This is a genomic window from Streptacidiphilus anmyonensis (assembly GCF_000787855.1).
Classification (GTDB): domain Bacteria; phylum Actinomycetota; class Actinomycetes; order Streptomycetales; family Streptomycetaceae; genus Streptacidiphilus; species Streptacidiphilus anmyonensis.
In genome coordinates this window covers 106,004-124,084 of record NZ_BBPQ01000018.1, presented here as the reverse complement: position 1 = coordinate 124,084, position 18,081 = coordinate 106,004, and the positions used below count along the sequence as shown (strand labels likewise).

The following is an 18,081-nucleotide window of genomic DNA, read 5'->3' as shown; positions in this document are numbered from 1 at the left end:
ACCACACACAAGGGGTGCAGGGCGCGCGAAAAGGGGGTTGTCAGACCAAGAAGGAGCGCGCGCAGCCCAACTGACCAGGCGTAACGCTCCCGCTCTGCAAGGTGCCGCGCAGCGCGTTTCATGGGGTGTTTCACGGGGTGTCTCCCTCCCTGTCTCACGGGGCGTTTCACGGGGTGTTTCACGGTGGGCCGCCCCGCGTCTGAACGGGTGAACCCCGGCGGCGCGCTGGAAAATCGCTGGCGTTCCCCGCTCCGTCGATCTATTCTTTACATAGTTCCTCGCTGGCACCGAGGACCGACCGAAACCGTTGGACAACCGAAGGGACTCCCCAAGTGGAGATCATCATTGCTCAGGCCCGCGTCTCCTCCGTCGCCCGTGGCCCGGAGTCGGCGCAGGCGGACACGGCGCGCCGGATCGCCACCTTCCTGCCGCTCCCGTCGCTGCTGGCCGGGGCCCGCGTCCTGCATGACGAGGACGAGAACATGACCGCGCTTCAGCTGCCGACGCTGGCCGGGCCAGTGCTGGTGGTGATGCCCCTCGCCGAGGAGTTCGAGTACTCGATCATCTTCGAGGGCGAGACCGGCCGCCGGATCATCGGCAGCGTCCGAGAGGACCGCCGCGTCAAGGGCAACGCCGCCCGCGTCGTCGCCTACCGCGTCGCGGAGTTCCTGCGCACCCGCCGTCTCGTCTGACCCCCTCCCAGGACCCTTGCGCGGGGCGCGCCGAGCGCGCCCCGCGCCCACCAGAGCAGCGAGCAGGAGGCAGGAGTCATGAGCACCACGTTCGGGACAAGCCCGCAGCAGTCGCCAGGCCGGCCGGAGCCGGAGCCCTACACCGAGTCGGAGGAGATGCAGGCCCACACCGCGTGGGCGGCCATCGTGAGCCGCGTGCGGTGCAGGTTCGGCGGAGCGCATCGGTCGGAGCGTACGGAGCGGGTGGCGCGGCGCGCGTTCATCCTGGGGTACGTGATCGGGGTGCGCAACGGGCACACCGGCCCGGCCCTGACGGGCCGTGACGTGCCGATCGCGGACGCCGGGCGCGCGGTGGGGGCGCTGGCCGAACCCGAGCTTCCCGGAGTCGGGCAGTACGTGGAGTACCACGGCACCCAGGTGAGCGCGTGGGGCCGCTACTGGGTGCAGGAGATCACAGAGTCGGCCGATCCGAGGACCGGGGAGAAGGACACCCGGCTCACCCTCTACAAGGACCGCCGCCTCATCCTGTCCCTCGTACGCCCGTCCAGCGTGACGGCGCAGCCGGGCGCGTGGCGGGACGCGGCCGACGACGGCGACCAGGCCGCCGCGTAGCTCTGCCGGTGGGGGCCGCCGGGAAATTCGGTGGCCCACGCTCGCAAATCTATCTATTATGGAGTTGTTGGGGATGGCACCCCGGCACCTGACGAACTACCGCAAGGAGACACACCATGCAGGACCAGGACCAGCAGCTCACCGGCCGCGCGGCCGTCGTCACTCCCGGCCCGGACGGGTCGGGCACCGCCCGCAACGCCGAACTGCGCGACCTGGTGGAGGCACTGCACCACCAGCACGCCCGCAAGGCCGACATGGTCGTCCCCGCCGAGCGCATGCGCGCCGAGGGCGGGAACCTGCTGCTGACCGACAACGCCCACGTGCTCAGCACCGAGGGCGTCACCCGAACCGACCAGCCGTTGCGGCCTACCTCCATCGCTGACGAGGGGATCGCGGAGAAGCTCGGCATCCCGCGCGCCTACCTCCGCAAGCTGCGCGAGCAGCTGCCCAGCCTGTACGACGCCAACGTCAACGGGTGGCTGGGGGCCGACCCGTCGCGCCGCCTGATGCTGCGCACGTTCACCCCGGGCGACGGCGACGGCGGTATCGGCGTGCTGCGCGCTGTCCTCAGCGACAGTTACCGGCGCATCGACAACTTCGACGTGCTCGTGTCCGCGCTGGCGGGCATCCGGGAGAGCGGGCACCCGATCAAGATCACCGGCTGCGACCTGTCCGACCGCCGCATGGTCGTCCGCGTCGAGTCCGAGGACGTGCGCGTCATGGCCCCCGAGCTGCTGCGCGGATACCGGAGCCCGTTCAACGGCCAGACCGGCGACCAGTTGCCCATCGTGAGCGCGGGTTTCGTGCTCACCAACAGCGAGGTGGGGTCCGGCGCGTACACCGTGACGCCCCGCGTCACCGTCCAGGTGTGCACCAACGGGCTCACGATCACCAAGGACGCCTACCGCAAGACGCACCTGGGCGAGCGCATGGACGAGGGACTCATCCGGATCTCGGAGGACACCGACAAGAAGTATCTGGCGCTGATCCAGGCCCAGACCCGCGACGCGGTCACCACCTTTCTGGACCGGGAGTACGTCGAGGCCAAGCTCCGCGAGATCGAGCGGCAGGCCGGGCGCGAGGTGACCGACCCCGCCAAGTCCATCGAGGTGATCTCGAAGAAGTTCCGGTTCTCCGAGGCGGTGCAGGCATCGGTGCTGAACCACTTCATCCGGGGCGGGCAGCCCACCGCCGGGGGCATCCTCCAGGCCATCACCGCCACCGCGCAGACCCTCCAGGACGCCGACGCCGCGTACGAGCTCGAAGCCCAAGCGCTGGCCGCGATGGCGCTGGTCTGACCCACCCCGCCCGGTGCTGGGGCGGGACCGCCGCCCCAGCACCCACCACCGGCCGCCGAGCCGATCCCGGCGCGACCCCTGACTTTCCGTGTTCCCCGGCCGAGCGCCGGGGGACACGGCCCCGCCCTGCCCAGGAGGCACCCCCGTGACCGATCACCGCTCCCCCGCCACGCCCACCACCGGAAACCCGCTCAGCCCGCACGCCGCCGACGTGCTCGCCTGGGCGCTCGGCAGCCCGCTCCCCGTCCCCGCCGAGCAGGCCCCCGCGCCCACCGACACCGTCGAGCAGGCCGACCCGGTCGCGCCGGTCGAAGACGACGCCCCGGCCGACGCGACCCAGACGGCCGCGCCCGAGGAGCGGCCCGACGTCGACCCCGGCCCCCACGCCGGCATCGAGCCCCCGGCCGCTCCGGAGCCAGAGCGCGCCGAGGAGAGCGCTCCGACCCCGGAGGAGCAGAGGACCGCCGACGGCGGAGCGGAGCGCCCGCACGCCGCCCCGGAATTCCCGGGCAGCCACATCGGGCGCAGCTTCGCGGGGACGGAGATCGAGGACGAGTGCCCGTGCCCGCAGGAGGCGTGCGGACTCGTCGACCCGATGCGGGCCGACCCGGAGTGCGACCAGCACGGGCGAGGCGCGCGCAAGACCATGCGCCAGGGCCACCGGTCCGACCAGTGCCCCGGCCCGCGTCCGGAGATCACGCCCATGGAGGCGCTGCGCCAGCGCGCCGACCAGGCCCGCACGAACCTGCACCGGCTGGGGGCGATGGAGCGCCGCCAGGCCCGCGAGCTCGGTTACACCCGCGAGCGCATCACCTCCGCTCAGGCCGAGTTGCAGCGGATGGTGGACGAGCTGTTGGCGATGATCGAGGAGCCGCCCGAGGCCCCGGCCGCGCCCGAGCCCGCACCGGTAGCCGAGCCGAGCCCGGCCGCCGAGGAGGCCCCGGCACCGCTCGCCATCGAGCCGCCCGCCTCCCCGGAAACCAGCGCCGCCGAGCAGGTCGAGGCCCCCGAGGAGAGCAGGGAGCGGGAAGCACTGCTTCGGGTGCTGGACAACCAGGCGGCCGAGATCCACCCGCAGTTCGGCCCGCACGGCCCCTACCCGCACACGCGAACCGGGGACGCGCGCGCCGACTGGGTGGCCTCCTGGCTGGGGAGCGCCCCGGCCGCGCGGTTCCGGGCGGAGCAGTTGGCCGAGGCCGGTTGGCAGCGCGCGCCGCTGACCGACCCGGACGGCGAGACGTCCGCGTGGACCGTGGCGCGCACGCTCGCCACCCTGCGCAACGGCACCCCCGTGGAGTGGACCGCGAGCGGCGCGGTGTCCGCGCCGCGCCTGCGCTGGACCCCGGTGGCCGACTGCCGCACGCTCTCCGCTGGGGCCCGCATCGACTGGGCGCGGGAGTTCACGGGCGCAAGCGCCCTGTTCACCCCGGACAGCCGGTGGAACAGCGATCCCCGCACCACGAGCACCGCCGAGGACATCACCGCCGCTCTGCGCGAACTGTCCGGGCACGTGGACATGTCCGAGCGCGCCGGAGAGCTGAAGGTGTTCACCCGCGACGGCGCGTACCGCTTCACCCCCCGCCGCTGACTCACCCCGGGGTCGCCCCTGCCGGGCGGCCCCGGCCCGACGGCAGAAAGGCCGGCTGCGCCGCCGCCCGGCGACCGACGGCCCGTCGCACCGCAGTGGTTCGGCGCACTAAGCCCCGGACCAGCCGCCAACACTCGCGAGGAGTTCCCGTGTCGACCACGCTCGCCCGCACGCCGGGCCCCTGCCCCACCCCTGACGACATCCCCGACGAGCGCGCCCGCTGGGTCGCTTCCTGGCTGGGCGAGGCCGCCCGGCACCCGCTGTTCCGCATGGAGGTGAACGACGGCACCGGCTGGACCGTGCATCCGTTCGCCGACCCGGACGGGCAGATGCCCGCCGAGTACGTCGCCGAGGCGCTCGAAATCATGAGCCCCGGCACGACCGTGCTGCGCACCGGGCAGACCATCACGACCACCGGCCCCGCCCCGTACGAGCACGTCCGCATCCGCTGGACCGCCGTCCCAGACGCCCGCACGCTCGCCCCCGGAGAGCCCGTCGACTGGGCCGCCACGTTCACCGGCGACGGCTGGGACACGGCCCTTGTCGTCCAGGGCGCGCGGCACGTCTGGCGTCCGTACCTGACCCGTGCCCGCGCCCACGTCGTCCAGGACGCCCTGTCCGACGCGTCGTGCCCGGACGGGACCGCCGTCACCGTCGACGCCGCCGGAGTGATCAAGATCTACGGCGCGAGCGGCGAGACCATCCGCCTCACTCCCGACAGCTGACCACCCATCGCGCGCACCGGCACGCCCGCACGCTGCGCCGGTGCGCGCCCCAACACGAGGAGGACAAGTGAACCTCAGCCACACCGAGCAGCACGGCACCGAGTTGGAGTGCCCGTACCCCGCCGCGCTGGTCAGCCCGGCGCTGCGACCGATCGGCTGGTCGCCCCGCCCCGGCGGCCGGTGGCGGTTGCGCGGCAGCGCGGGACGGCCCGCCGACGAGCGCCGCATCCGCCTCACCACGCAGGCACTGCGCCGCCGCGGCTTCACCCTCGCTACGCCCGCACGCCCGCACGCCCCCTGCCCACAACGGCCGCACAGGGCGCGCCCCGCGCGGACACCCGTCCACGCTTCGACGCCGAGCACCACGAACGACTAGGAGGGCCGATGCCCACTCGCTACCCGACCGCTCTGCCTGACGTCCCGGAGAGCCGATGGAACGCCGAGCACACCGAGCCGGCCACCATCGCGGACGACGCGACGTACGCGGAGGCCGTGTACGAGATCGACGCCGAGAGCGGCGAGCAGGCGGAGACCCGCACCCTCGCGTGGATCGACCACGAATACGAGGACGACTTGCGCGGCGCCACCACCACCGCGCTGCACGAAGTGCGCCCGGGGCGCTGGTGCGTCCGGCTGCGCGTCGTCGGCGAGTTCTGACATGCACGGGGCCTAGCCCGACGGCAGGGCTCCCGTACGACGCGCATCCCGCACACCACCAGACGGGCGCGGAAGGCGCGACGTTCGGCCCCACCCCGACCGCTGAGCGCCGGGTGGGTCGTGCGCACGCCCCGCCCCAGCCCCGGACCTGCCCCGCAAGAAGGGCAACCCATCCCGCTGCTGGCTCTCTCCGGGCCGGTCGCACCGACACCTCAGAAGGGCAACCACCATGACCACACCGACCGCCCAGAGCATCTGCCAGGCCCTGGAGGAGACCGCGTCCCTGTGCGCCGTCTTCGACTGGGCCGAGGAGGAGATCGAGAAGGCCCAGCACCGCCACGGCGAGACGGGCCGGGGGCCGATCTGGCGCGCGGGATTCACCCTCGTGCGCCCGACCCTGGACCGGACCTACTCGTGCGAGATGCTGTACCGCGCCCACGCCGCCGAGCTGCTCGACCGGCTGGCCGCCGGGGAGGACACCCGGCCCGGGACGACGGCCGAGATGATCGCCGTTCTGTTGGATTCCGCCCTCAAGGCCCCGCTCGCCCCCTCGGCGTTCTGCCTGTACGTGCGGCTGTTCATCCGGGCCTTCCCGCAGACCGCCCGCTCGCTGTTCGCGGACACGGACGCCCTGGATCCGGCCGCGTACGAGAGCGTCCACGGCGCACGGGCCGACGAGCACGAAGCGGAGCTGCGCCGCACGCTCACCCGGAGCTCGCGGACGCCGACCACTGCCGGCCATCAGGTCTCCGACGACGAAGCCTGCGAGGGCGGTACCAGCTGACCGCAGCACCGACCGTCCGCAGGGCTCCTTGGTCGCCCGGCCATTGGGGCGGCGCGGACGGGCTGACGTGGCATCACCGCAGGTGAGGGGCCATCCGGAAAATCGGTGGCCCCTCAACGTCAATCCATCTATTATTGAGTTTGTCAGGGGGTGGCACCCCGGACACGACGACCACCGCTCCAAAGGAGGCCCCCGTGGCCAGCACCACCAGCCAGCCCACCAGCACCGACGACACCCCGGCCGCGATCGCCGACACGGCGGTCGCGGCGACCCGCCCGGCCGCGATCGGCACCTACGTCGAGATCCACCCGGACCAGCTCGTCCGCGACCCGGCCAACGTCCGCACCGACAACCCCGAGCCGAGCGCCGAGCTGCTCCAGTCCGTCGAGGAGGTCGGCGTCCGCGAGCCGATCGGCGTCCGGCAGCTCGCCGACGGGAAGTTCGGCGTCTTCAAGGGCCAGCGCCGGATGCTCGCCGCCCAGGCCGCCGCCGCGAAGGCGCGCAAGAACGAGGAGCCGGTGCGGCTGGTGCCCGCGATCGTGCACGAGATCGGCGACGACGAGGCCGAAGCGGTCCTGCTGTCCCTGATCGAGAACAAGCACCGTGAGGCGATGACCGCGCGCGACGACGTCAACGCCGTCGCCCAGCTGAGCCTGCTCACCGACGACGACACCCAGCGACGCACCCGCGCCGCGAAGGCTCTCGGACTGACCCCGGACCAGGTCGCCGCCGCGCAGCGCGCCCGTAAGCTCACGCAGAAGTCGCTGCGCACCGCCACCGCGTCCGGCTACGACCTGGAGCAGATGGCCGACCTGGTCGAGGTCGAGAAGGTGCCCAGCGCCACCTCCGTCCTGGACGAGGCTAAGAACAACGACGCGCGCGACGGCGGGCGCGGCCACTGGCAGCACGCCATGGCGCGGCTGCGCGGCGAGCTGGAGGTGATCGAGCGCGCCGCCGCCGTCCGGGCGGAGCTGGACGCCGCCAAGGTCAAGGTCGTGGCCGCGCAGCCGTACTACGGGTATGGGGAGAAGCCGAAGCAGCACGACCTGGCCCAGCTGCACACCCAGCTCGGCGGACCGGTCACGGCCGAGAGGCACGCCGGCTGCCCCGGGCACGCGGCCCGGATCGACAGTGAGACCGGCGAGGCGGTGTTCGTGTGCCTGGACCCGGTCGCGCACGGCCACAAGCTGCCGAAGAAGCCGGTGCAGCCGCGCAGCGACGCGGACAAGGAGCGGCACCGCCGGGTGGTGTCGCACAACAAGGCGTGGAAGGCCGCCCGTACGGTGCGTCACCAGTTCCTCGCCGAGCTGGTCGCGCGGCCCAAGGTCTCTGAAGCGGCGCAGCTGTTCTGCCTGTCCCACCTGCTCCACAAGGGCGAGGGGAGCCGCCGGTATGCGGAGAAGGGCGAACTCGCGTACGTGGCCCGGTTTCTGAGTGTTCCGGAGCCGAAGGTCGGTGCGCGGGACCTGCCCTTCGACGGCTCGATCGCGAAGGCGATGAAGGGCCGCCGCAGCGCGAATCTGCTGCTCGCCCACGTCGCCGCCGTCATTGAGTTCAACCTCGACGACCGCGCGTGGGACCACCCCCGCGCACAGGTCAAGGAGTGGCTGCGGCTGCTCGCGGCCGAGGGCTACACCCTGTCCGAGGTCGAGGCCGAGATCACCGGCCCGCTCCCGAAGCCCGCCGCCAAGGCCGCGCCGAAGACCCTGGCCGCCTCCCGCAGCAAGCTCGCCAAGGCCGCCTGACCGGTCAACTCCCCCATCGCGCACCGGGGCCGCCGCCGAACACGGCGGCGGCCCCGCCTTCTACCCCTACCGACCAGCGCCCGGCACCCGGGCGCTGCCCCGCCGCGCCCCCGCGACCCGCGCCGGGCGCATCGCACCACAGGAGGAACCAGGTGGAACCTTCCCGGGACGACCTGCCGCTGTGGCTGGTCACCATCCCCTTCCGCGGCCCCCGCGACCGCCTCAAGGGCACCCAGACCTTCCGCGTCCGGGCCGCCACCGCACGCGACGCGCGCACCGAGGCATGGCGCCGCGCCCACAAGCCCGCCGCGCTCGCGCACCGGCGCGGCGCGGCCCTGATCCCCACCGGCCCGCTGCTGCTGCGCGCCGACCGCATCCCCGACTGACCGCCCCCGCACCGAAGGAATCCCTGCCATGACCAGCCCGCACCCCGACAACGAGCCCGTCATCCCGAAGATCCCGCACCCGCGCCGCTCCCCGGAGCCGCGCACCAACATCCCGCCCCAGCGTGATCGCTGACCAGCACCCCCGCCGGGCCGCCGGGGCGGCCCGGACCACGAACGGAGCCACGTGATGCCGTACGACACTGCCGTGTCCGAGGCCTGGCCGGTCGGCACGGTCACCCGCGCACCGGCCCCCGACCTGGCCGACTACGACGTGATCAGCGTCAACCTGTCCGGCGGAGGGGACTCCTTCGCGGCCGTGCACGAGCTGATGGGAGCCGCCCAGGCCGCCGGCGTCGCCGACCGGGTGTGGACCTTCCACGCGACGCTGGGACCGGCCGACTGGCCCGACGTCCACGACGGCGCGGGCCGCCTGCACCCCGGTGCGGCCGGGATGGCAGCGGCGCAGAGCCTGTTCTGCGGTGTTCCCGCCGGTCGGCATCTGGTCGGCACCAAGCTCACGACCGGACCCGAGCCGGTGGTCTACGACCTGCTCACCTACACCGCCGCCTACGGCCGCTTCCCGCGCCTGGGCACCCGCTACTGCACCCGCCAGTTCAAGGAGGCCGTCGAGGAAGCCGCCTTCACCCCCGTCATCAACCAGCTCAAGGTCACACTCGGGCTGGCCGGCGCTCCGACGGCGGTGAAGCTGCGGCGGCCCGTGCGCCGCCTGAAGGTGCTCGGGCTGCGCGCCGAGGAGTCGCGCGCCCGCGCCGAGCGCCCCGCCTACCGCCACGTGCACCGCAACGGCGTGCGGCACGTCGACGAGTGGAGCCCCGTCAAAGCCTGGACCAAGGACGACGTCCGTGCCCTGCACGCCCGCACCGGCATGCCGCACCACTGGACGTACGACTCCCGGCCCGGCGCGAACGACTGGCTGGGCACCAGCCGCTGCTCTTGCTCGCTGTGCTTCCTGTCGGCCCGCCGCGACCTGCTGCTCGGCGCGGCGCGCCGCCCCCGGTACGCCGCGCTGATCGCCCGGGTCGAGCAGGTCCGTGGCGACACGTTCCGCCCCGACTGGTCGATGGCGCAGCTCATCGAGGAGTCGAAGCGGCCCGGCGCGCCCGAGCCCGGCATCGTCCTCGCGGACGAGACACCCGAGTTCGCGCACCTGGAGCGCCAGGTCGCACTCGCGCTCGCGCAGCCGCCCCGCAGGCTCCCGCACCTGGCCGCCCGTTTGCCCGTCCTCGGCGACGGCTGCGCGGCCACCTGCTGCTGATCCCCCTCCCTCTTGCTCCGCCCGGGGCCGCCCGCGGCGGCCCCGGGGCACCTGACACCGGAGACCTTGATGCCCTGCACCACCGACGTCTCGTTCCTGCTCCAGATCGCCCGCGACGAGAAGCGCCCTCAGCCCTTGGCCGAAGCCGCGCTTGCTCTGGCCTTCCCCGACGACGACCGCGTCACCGACTCCGCCCCGGCCGTGATCGCCGCCGAGGTCCTGGACAACGCCGCGCGCGGGCACGTCGCCACCCGCTCCGCGCTCGCGGCCGCCGCCCTGACCGGGCTGGAGGGCGCTCCCGCCTGGGCGCAGTCCCAGATCCACCCCGAAGGGCTCCCGCACGCGGCGCTGCTGCGCGCGCTGGTGGTGTTCACCGCGCAGCACCTGGCCGAGAGGCCGGCGGCGCTTCGGCTGCTCGCCCACGTGCTCGCGCCGCCGATGCGGGCGGGCCGATGAACGCGGACGCGTCCGCCGAGCTGCGGGCGCAGCAGCACCAGCTCGCCCGCACCCTTCACACCCTTCACGCCCGGCCGACCAAAGCACCCCGGCCGGGCCGGACGGCGCGCACCGACGAATCGACCTGACTTCCCGCCCCTCTGCGTCCGGCCAAATCCGGCCGGACGCAACCCCCAACTGCCACGAGGAGGCATCCGAGATGACCGTGAAGCTCAAGACCCGCAAGCCCACCGGGCTGGTGCCCTGGCCCTTCCTTCTCATCGAGGGTGAGGAGGGCGCGGGCAAGACCTACGCCGCCGCGAAGTTCTCCGCCTCGGAGCGGATCGGGCAGACGTACTGGGTCGACCTGGCCGAAGGGTCGGCGGACGAGTACGCCGCGATCGAGGGCGCGAACTTCGAGATCGTCGACCACGACGGGACGTTCCGCGACATCCGCGAGCAGATCGAGGCCGTCCACGCCGAGGCCCGCCGCGCCGCCGCCGCCAAGGAGCCGCCCGTGGTCCTGGTGCTGGACACCGCCACCGCGCTGTGGCGGATGCTCACCACCTGGACCCACGAGCGCGCCCGGCGCAGCAAGTACAACGCCCGCACCCTCGCCGCCGACCCGGACGCGCCGATCGACGTCGCGATGAACCTGTGGAACGACGCCAACGAACGCTGGCAGCAGGTCCTCTACCTGCTCCAGACGTTCCCCGGCATCGTCATCGTCACCGCGCGCGGACGCGAGGTCACCGCGATCGACGAGGACGGCAAGCCGGTCAAGCGCGGCAACAAGGTGATGACCGAGTGGAAGGTCCAGGCCCAGAGGGATCTCGGCTTCGACTGCTCGCTGTGGGTGCGGCTGCGCCGCGAGCAGCCCCCGCAGGTCATCAAGACCCGCTCGCTGCGGCTGCGGGTGGAACCGGGCAAGCCGCTCACTCTCCCCGCGCTGGACGTCGAGGACCTCATCTTCACCCGGCTCGGCTGCTCCGTGGACACCCAGCCCCGCCAGGTCACCGCCCTGGCCGCCGACCGCACCCGGCCGTGGCTGGGCCGCGTCTCGCAGTCCGGCGACGTAGAAGCGCTCAAGGCGCTGTGGCGCGAGACCTCTCCCGAGAAGTCCGGCCTCACCCGAGAAGAGGCCGCCGTCGTCCAGGCCGCGATCCGGCTGCGCAAGGAGGAGCTGGAGGCCCCGCCGAGCGAACTGACGGACCCGGGCAGCGACGCCGACAAGCTCCGCGCCGCCGCCCAGCGCGCCCAGCCCCCCGCCCCCGCCGACGCCGACGCCGACGCCGACCCCGAGGCGACCTGACCTTCTTCCCGCCAACCGGCGGCGCGGCTGTTCGACTGCGTCGCCCACCGATCCCAGCACCCCGCAGGGGCGCGGCCCACATGCCGGGGCCGCGCCCCTGCCTCTTCCCCGGAAGGGACAGCACGCTCATGTCCACCGCCACCGTCGCACCGGTCTCCGTCTGGGAGGCCGCGCACCAGGTCGACGCCGACCGCCCGCGCTCGCGGCAGAAGCAGCTCGGCGCGTCCGACACCGTCTGCCAGCGCCGCGCCGCCTACATCCTCGCCGGCACCCCGCCCACCGACGAGGCCGACAAACGCACAGCGATCCTGGGCACCTACATCCACGAAGGCCTGCTCACGGCCGCCCGCACCCGCTACGGGTGGCAGGTCGAGCGCACCGTCGCCGACGAGCTGATCCGCGGTCACATCGACGTCGTCCAGTTCGACGAGGCCACCGCGCGCCGTCTGCCCGAACGCCACCGCCCCCGCGTCCACGCCACCGCCAGCGAACGGCAAGGCGTCGTGGTGGAGGACCTCAAGACGAAGAGCACGTTCGTGTGGGACCGGGTGATCAAGTACGGGGCGACGGCCGCAGAGCTGCGCCAGCTCTACACCTACGCCCGTCTGCTCCGCACGCACGGCTTCGAGGACGTCAAGGGACAGCGGCACCTCGCACGGCTCGGCCCGATCCCCGTCCAGACGCTGCGGTTCCGGTTCGTCAACCGCGACAACGGCACCGAGCACACCCAGGAGTTCCGCTACGACGAGCGCGCCGCAGAGCAGGCCCGCTGGTGGGTCGAGCAGGTCCACGACGTCGAGGATCCCGACGAAGCGCCGCGCGACTTCGACGGCCCCGGCCTGGACGGGACCTGCGACCACTGCCGGTTCCGCACCCGCTGCTGGCCCCCTACCGACCCGCCCGGCGCGGCCCCGCAGAGCATCCTGGTGCGCAACGACGCCGACCGCGCCGCCGCGCTGGCCGACTACGAGCGCGGCCAGCAACTGGAGAGCCGCGGTGGCCGCATCCGAAAGCTCGCGAGGGCGAAGCTCGACGCCGCCCCGCCCGGCATCTACGGCGAACACCAACTGACCTGGACCGGCGGCAACGCCAAGCGCGAACCCGACGTCGACGCGATGATCCGCCTCTTCCACGACGCCGGTCTGCCTGTGCCGACGACCCCCGACACAGCCGCGATGACGACCCAGCTCAAGACCGCCGGCATCCCCGTCCCCGAGCGGACCGGCCGTGCCCGCACCCCGCGGACCATCCAGGTCAGCCCCGCGCCAGCCCAGTGATCCCAAGTGCGTCGGGCGCGGTGCCCCTTCTGGCGCCCCGCCCGACGCACACCCGGTTCTTCAACGGAGGTTCCCTCATGTCCAGCTCTCCAGCTCTCGTCGGCCTGTCGCTCGGAGCGGGCGTGCAGTCCACGACCCTGCTGATCCTTTCGGCCGAGGGCGTCCTGCCGAAGATCGATTTTGCGGCCTTTGCCGACACCCGGTTCGAGCCGCGCGCGGTGTACGAACACCTCGACCGGCTGGAGCGCGAGGTCGCCCGGCCCGCCGGAATCGAGATCGTCCGCGTCACCGCCGGCGACATCCGCGACGACGCGGTCAACCCCGACGCGGAGCACTACGCCCAGATGCCGCTCCACATCCGCGGCAACAACGGGGGCGCCTTCATGATGCGTAGGGCCTGCACGGCGCACTACAAGGTGCGCCCGCTGAAGGCGGAGGTCCGCCGCCGCCTCGGCTACCCCTACCCGGCCGCGGTGCCCGCGGGCGTGTTCGCCCAGCAGTGGATCGGCATCAGCACGGACGAGGCGTCCAGGGCCCGCTTCTCCGACGTCGACTACATCCGCCATGAGTTCCCACTGATGCTCCTCAAGGGCGGCGGCAGCCACTACGTGGGCTGGACCCGCCAGGACTGCCAGCGCTTCCTGGAGTCCCGTGGCTTCGGAAACACCCCGAAGAGTGCCTGCGTGACGTGCCCGTATTCCGGAAACCGGAGGCTGAGGCTGCTGCGGGACACCTGCCGCTGCGGTCACCACCGCGAGGTTCACACCCGGTTCAACGGCCGCCAGGACCAGGCGTGCGCGCACCTCACCAGCCGGGGGCGTGAGGCGGAGCCGTGCGGGTGCGGCGGCTTCGACAACCCCGACTGGCGCGACGCGGTCGACTTCGATGCCGCGATCCGCCACGGCTACGCCCGCGCCGTCGCACGCGGCAGCGCCCTGCACGGCGAGGCGTTCGTCCACCGCAGCCTCGTCCCGCTCGACCAGGCGCCCATCGACCACGTCACCCGCGCGGAATGGAAGGAACGTCAGACCACCCTCTTCGAGCCCCGCGAGGACGACGAGCGCGGCTGCTCCCCTTGGTCCTGCCGGGGCGAGGACGACGATGACTGACGGGCCACCAGCCGGCTCGGGTTTCTGAAAACAGCTGGACCATCAACCAAAATCTATCTATTATGAAACTTGCGCCCACGTCGTGAGAGGAGCGTCCTGTGCCCATTGCAACCGCCCCGGCCGGAGAGGTCCACGCACCCACGTCCGCCTGGCTCGTCGTCCACGCGCGCGTCACCGACCGCCGCGCCATCACCGCCGACCTCGCCGTCGCCCTCCCTGACGGCGCGGGCGACGGGGCCGTCCCGGTCCTGGCCGTCCTCGCCCTGCACCTGGCCGAGCTGCGCCGCACCGGAACCGACCCCGACGCCGGCGCACTGCGAGGCGCCCTCACCCGCGCCTTCCCCCAGCTGCGCGGCTACCCCTACCAGGCCGTCCACGACCCGCGCGTCAGCGTCCTGGTCGACATCGCCCTGCACCCGGCCGCCGACGGCGGCTGGGCGGGAGTCCAACTGGCCGTCACCGAGCAAGGCGTCGAGGCCGGCCAGCACCCGTGGAGCCGGATCATCCGCCGCCACGGCATCCGCGCCGTCCTGCGTCACACCGAAGCCGAACTCGGTGCCGCCGAACAGCACCAGCACACCCTGGCCCGCACCGACCGCTCCGCCGAGCGGCGGGCCGAGCGCGTCGCACAGCTGCGAGGCGCGGTCTTGGCCGCGCTGCACCAGGCCGAGCAGGACGTGCCACCGGGCACACCGCCGCCGCCCGCGCTCGGGACCGGGGCCCGCCTGGCCACCAGGACAGAGGCTCGGCCGCAGGTCCTGACCGGCGCGGTCACCCGCCCCGTGATGCTGCGCGAGGGGGACGATGGCCCCGTCGCCCGGCTGCTCCTCGCCCCGGACACCCCGCCCGTCATTGGCGAGGTCACCGCGTCGGTACTGGTGTGCACGCTGCGCGGCGACGCCGCCCGCCAGGCCGCCGCCTCCCTCACGCCCGGCTCCCACGTCCTGGTCGTCGGCGCCATCGCCCACCGCTCCTACACCGGCGAGGACCGCATCCCCCGCGTCGCCCTCACCCTCGACGTCCAGCACATCGGCCAGGCCCTGACCTGAGCCGCCGACGGCGGCGGTCCCGGCACCACGAGTTCCGGGACCGCACCCATCCGATCAACCTGCCCACACAGAGAAAGGACCGCACCGATGAACAGTCCCTGGGACTGCGGCGCCTGCGGCACCCCCGAAGACACGCGCGCCTCCTGTCTGGTGTGCGGCACCAGCAGCCCGACGGCCACCCCGGACAGCCTCGCGGCCACCGCGCTCGAGGACGCGTACGCCGCCCACCGGGCCCGCACCGAGGAGGCGGCACGGGGCAACCACGACCTCGCCGCCCACCTGGGGCGCGTCGCCGACGCCTGCCTCGACGACGCGCTCGCCATGCGGCAACTCGGCAACAGCACGCCCGACCCCCTCTGAGCCTCAGGAGTCCGGCCGCGGCGGTATCCGCTCGGACGGAAAAGCCGAACCCACCCCACTACGCAGAATGGACACTTGACCCATGCCCGACGACATCGCCACCGCACTGCTCGACCTGGTCTCCCAGGCCGAGAACCTGACCGAGCCGACCGGTCTTCGCAGGTTGCTCGCCCAGGCGCACCCTCTGTGGTGCCACGCCCTCGAAGACGTCCGCACCCACACCCGAACCCAGGCCGCCGACTGGACCGACGCGCAGCTCGTCGAGCGCGCCACCGCGGAAGGCATCCACGTCGCCCCCGGCAGCTCGCGCGAGGAACTGCTCCAGGATCTGGTCTTCCAGCGCTTCGACGCGACACCCGCGGCGCTCGCCTACCAGGCGCTGGCCGAGCGCGCCCATGCGCACCACGCCGGCCTCGTCGACTGACCCACGAAGACGACTGGTGACCCTGCGCCATAGGTCACCAGCCCAGGTCAGCGGCCCGCACCGCCCGAGGTAACCAGCGCCGCAGCAGCCGACCCGTGACCACCGGACGCCGCAGTGGTTACCCAACCGGTGACCCCGGCGCGCTCCCATAGCCCCGTACCGACAACTCCACCACCGAAAACGAGAAGCCCATGCACGCGATCGTGATCACCACGCTCGGCGAAGCCCGCAGCGTCGAGCTCTCCGACGATGCGCACCACGCCGAGATCCGCCGCATCCTCGGCGGCTCCCCCGACCGGGCCGTCTACCACCGCGAGGCGCTGCTGTGGATCCACGGCAACGGCGCCGGCGAAGGCCTGCCGTCGAACCTGCCCGCCTGGACCCTGGCCTGCGCCTGGCGCGGCCTCACCCTGGACTACGAGCTCTTCGGCGACGTCGTCATCACCGGCCGCACTTCCGACGGAGACGCGGAAGCCCTCCCCGCGCGCCTGGCCGAGCAGGCCCACACCGTCACCGCCACTACCCTCGAGACGATCCGGCGCTGGCAGCAGCACCCTCCGGCGTCCAACGAGGCCGGACTGAACGAGCTGCTCGCCTACGCCGCGCGCGACGTCGCCAAGTGACGCCCACTCGGTGGGCTCCCAAGGAGAAGTGGGAGGCCACCGATGCACGGGGGGAGCAGCGGCGGCCTCGGTTCGAGGGTACGCCCCGTCAGGCCGAAGAACCGGGCAACGCCGGATACTTCGTCCCTCCATTGCTGACCAGGATGCCCGTGTGTCCTGCTACTTGCCGGGACGGCCGAGCTGGTGGATACGCCAGCCCGCCAGACGCCAGCGCTCCGCGTCGAGCGCGACGCGGCAGTCCACGAGCACGGGGTTGGCGGGCAGCGTGACCAGCGCGTCCGGGTCGGCCTGCTGGTACTCGGGCCACTCGGTGGCGAGGACGACCAGGTCGGCGTCGGCGAGCGAGCCGGGCAGGTCGTCGGTGAAGTCCAGTTCGGGATTGCGGTGCATCGCCGTGGTGATGGCCTGCGGGTCATGGACGGTGACGACGGCGCCGGCCTGCTGCAGAGCGTGGGCCAGGGCCAGGGCCGGGGACTCGCGGACGTCGTTGGTGCCGGGCTTGAACGCCGCGCCCCACACGGTGACCCGGGCGCCTCGTACCTCGGCGTCCTCGGCTGCGAGAGCGACTGTGATGAGGTCCATGGCGACCAGGACGCGGTTGTCGTTGATGCGCTCGGCGGCGAGCAGCAGGGCGGCGGCCTGGTCGGCGCCGAGCTGGCGCGCGGAGGCGGTGAAGGCGCGGACGTCCTTGGGCAGGCAGCCGCCGCCGTAGCCGATGCCGGGTCGCATGCCGCCCGCGCCGATCCGCGGGTCGATGCCCAGGATGTCCACGATCTCGGAGACGTCGGCGCCGGCGGCCTCGCACATGTCCGCGACGGCGTTGATGTACGAGATCTTGAGGCCAAGGAAGGTGTTGGCAGCTCCCTTGGCCAGCTCCGCGGTCTGCGGGTCGGTGACGAAGATCGGCACGCCGCTGTCGAGGATCCCGGCGTAGACAGCGCGGATCGCCTTCTCGCCCTCGGCGGTGGTGACTCCGGCAATGAGGCGGTCCGGGCGAAGGGTGTCCTCGACCGCGTGGCCTTCGCGCAGGAACTCGGGGTTCCACACGACCTCGACCGCTTGGCCGGCGGGAGCGAGGCGCTGGGCGAGGGCGGCGACCTGGGCGGTGGTACCGACGGTGACGGTGGACTTGCCGACGATGGTGCAGGCGCGGGTCAAGTGGGGTGCGAGCTGGCGGATCGCGCCGTAGACCTGGGCGGTGTCGTAGGAGCGGCCGTCGGCGTCGATCGGGGTTCCCACCCCGATGAAGTGCACGTCCGCGTGTTCGCCGGCCTCGCGGATGTCCGTGGTGAACCGCAGGCGCCCGGAGGCGACGTGCTTGGCCAGGAGCTCAGGCAGGCCGGTCTCGAAGATGGGGCATTCGCCAGCGTTGAGCCTGGCCGCCTTGGCCTGGTCGACATCGACGCCGACAACGTCGTGGCCGAGCTCGGCCATCGCGGCCGCGTGCGGGATGCCGAGGTGACCACAGCCGATCACGGAGACGCGCATGTACGAGGTCCTTCTCTGCTCAGACGTCAGGTGGCACAGCTAGTCGGGCAAGCGTCGCGGCTCAGCTCGCCGCTGCAAGCCTCGTGCGCGCGCGGTGCAGCAGGTCCCGCACCTCGGGCTCCCGGCTCCACGGCTGCAGCGCCGTCGTGTACTGCCGGACGTAATCCCGGGCCCGTGTCGACTGCACTCGCGAAAGGATCTCCACGGCCCGGTCGCCCATCGAAAGCCCCTGCTCCAGCTC

The 18,081-nt window shown here is 72.9% G+C and carries 20 protein-coding genes and 1 pseudogene; 19 read left to right on the top strand and 2 right to left on the bottom strand.

Features of this window, described 5'->3' with window-relative positions; all coding sequences use genetic code 11:
- Nucleotides 1-332: 332 nt before the first annotated feature.
- The 19 genes from TR50_RS18700 to TR50_RS18610 all read left to right on the top strand — a co-directional run bounded on the left by TR50_RS18700 (nt 333) and on the right by TR50_RS18610 (nt 16,352).
- Nucleotides 333-692, top strand: coding sequence for a hypothetical protein (locus TR50_RS18700; protein ID WP_042422357.1), 360 nt, complete (start codon nt 333-335; stop codon nt 690-692).
- Between the two features lie 78 nt (nt 693-770).
- Nucleotides 771-1,304, top strand: a complete 534-nt coding sequence (locus TR50_RS18695; RefSeq protein ID WP_042422354.1) for a hypothetical protein — start codon at nt 771-773, stop codon at nt 1,302-1,304.
- A 116-nt stretch (nt 1,305-1,420) separates the two neighbouring features.
- Nucleotides 1,421-2,602 (top strand): DUF932 domain-containing protein, encoded by a 1,182-nt coding sequence (locus TR50_RS48930; protein WP_236654471.1) that lies wholly within the window; start codon nt 1,421-1,423, stop codon nt 2,600-2,602.
- A 145-nt stretch (nt 2,603-2,747) separates the two neighbouring features.
- Entirely contained in the window at nt 2,748-4,190 is a 1,443-nt protein-coding gene (locus TR50_RS18685) for a hypothetical protein (RefSeq protein WP_042422353.1), read from the top strand.
- A 149-nt stretch (nt 4,191-4,339) separates the two neighbouring features.
- Nucleotides 4,340-4,915 (top strand): hypothetical protein, encoded by a 576-nt coding sequence (locus TR50_RS18680; protein WP_042422351.1) that lies wholly within the window; start codon nt 4,340-4,342, stop codon nt 4,913-4,915.
- 67 nt (nt 4,916-4,982) lie between these two features.
- Entirely contained in the window at nt 4,983-5,291 is a 309-nt protein-coding gene (locus tag TR50_RS18675) for a hypothetical protein (protein WP_042422349.1), read from the top strand.
- A gap of 8 nt (nt 5,292-5,299) precedes the next feature.
- Nucleotides 5,300-5,572 carry a hypothetical protein gene (locus TR50_RS18670; protein WP_042422346.1) on the top strand — a complete coding sequence of 91 codons (273 nt, stop codon included), beginning with the start codon at nt 5,300-5,302 and terminating at the stop codon, nt 5,570-5,572.
- 229 nt (nt 5,573-5,801) lie between these two features.
- Nucleotides 5,802-6,356: a hypothetical protein gene (locus TR50_RS18665; protein ID WP_042422344.1), complete on the top strand. Its 555-nt coding sequence runs from the start codon at nt 5,802-5,804 to the stop codon at nt 6,354-6,356.
- A 194-nt stretch (nt 6,357-6,550) separates the two neighbouring features.
- Nucleotides 6,551-8,101 (top strand): ParB/RepB/Spo0J family partition protein, encoded by a 1,551-nt coding sequence (locus TR50_RS18660; protein ID WP_052441089.1) that lies wholly within the window; start codon nt 6,551-6,553, stop codon nt 8,099-8,101.
- A 152-nt stretch (nt 8,102-8,253) separates the two neighbouring features.
- Nucleotides 8,254-8,487, top strand: coding sequence for a hypothetical protein (locus tag TR50_RS18655; RefSeq protein WP_042422342.1), 234 nt, complete (start codon nt 8,254-8,256; stop codon nt 8,485-8,487).
- A 187-nt stretch (nt 8,488-8,674) separates the two neighbouring features.
- Nucleotides 8,675-9,763 (top strand): adenine nucleotide alpha hydrolase family protein, encoded by a 1,089-nt coding sequence (locus tag TR50_RS18650; protein ID WP_042422341.1) that lies wholly within the window; start codon nt 8,675-8,677, stop codon nt 9,761-9,763.
- Between the two features lie 69 nt (nt 9,764-9,832).
- Complete coding sequence (locus TR50_RS18645; RefSeq protein ID WP_042422339.1) at nt 9,833-10,219, top strand: hypothetical protein; 387 nt, start codon at nt 9,833-9,835, stop codon at nt 10,217-10,219.
- Nucleotides 10,220-10,418: 199 nt separating this feature from the next.
- Nucleotides 10,419-11,510 carry an AAA family ATPase gene (locus tag TR50_RS18640; RefSeq protein ID WP_052441088.1) on the top strand — a complete coding sequence of 364 codons (1,092 nt, stop codon included), beginning with the start codon at nt 10,419-10,421 and terminating at the stop codon, nt 11,508-11,510.
- A 128-nt stretch (nt 11,511-11,638) separates the two neighbouring features.
- Nucleotides 11,639-12,787, top strand: a complete 1,149-nt coding sequence (locus TR50_RS18635; protein WP_042422337.1) for a PD-(D/E)XK nuclease family protein — start codon at nt 11,639-11,641, stop codon at nt 12,785-12,787.
- 77 nt (nt 12,788-12,864) lie between these two features.
- Nucleotides 12,865-13,896, top strand: a complete 1,032-nt coding sequence (locus TR50_RS18630; protein WP_042422335.1) for a hypothetical protein — start codon at nt 12,865-12,867, stop codon at nt 13,894-13,896.
- A 98-nt stretch (nt 13,897-13,994) separates the two neighbouring features.
- Complete coding sequence (locus tag TR50_RS18625) at nt 13,995-14,945, top strand: single-stranded DNA-binding protein (RefSeq protein ID WP_042422332.1); 951 nt, start codon at nt 13,995-13,997, stop codon at nt 14,943-14,945.
- Between the two features lie 87 nt (nt 14,946-15,032).
- Nucleotides 15,033-15,305, top strand: a complete 273-nt coding sequence (locus TR50_RS18620; protein WP_042422331.1) for a hypothetical protein — start codon at nt 15,033-15,035, stop codon at nt 15,303-15,305.
- A gap of 82 nt (nt 15,306-15,387) precedes the next feature.
- Complete coding sequence (locus TR50_RS18615; RefSeq protein WP_042422329.1) at nt 15,388-15,729, top strand: hypothetical protein; 342 nt, start codon at nt 15,388-15,390, stop codon at nt 15,727-15,729.
- A gap of 191 nt (nt 15,730-15,920) precedes the next feature.
- Nucleotides 15,921-16,352 carry a DUF3846 domain-containing protein gene (locus tag TR50_RS18610; RefSeq protein ID WP_042422318.1) on the top strand — a complete coding sequence of 144 codons (432 nt, stop codon included), beginning with the start codon at nt 15,921-15,923 and terminating at the stop codon, nt 16,350-16,352.
- 159 nt (nt 16,353-16,511) lie between these two features.
- On the opposite strand, the gene TR50_RS18605 is transcribed toward TR50_RS18610, so the two are convergent.
- Both TR50_RS18605 and TR50_RS48925 read right to left on the bottom strand, forming a co-directional pair.
- Complete coding sequence (locus TR50_RS18605) at nt 16,512-17,840, bottom strand: UDP-glucose dehydrogenase family protein (protein ID WP_042422316.1); 1,329 nt, start codon at nt 17,838-17,840, stop codon at nt 16,512-16,514.
- A 61-nt stretch (nt 17,841-17,901) separates the two neighbouring features.
- Nucleotides 17,902-18,081, bottom strand: a pseudogene (locus TR50_RS48925) (sporulation protein); the annotation flags it as partial.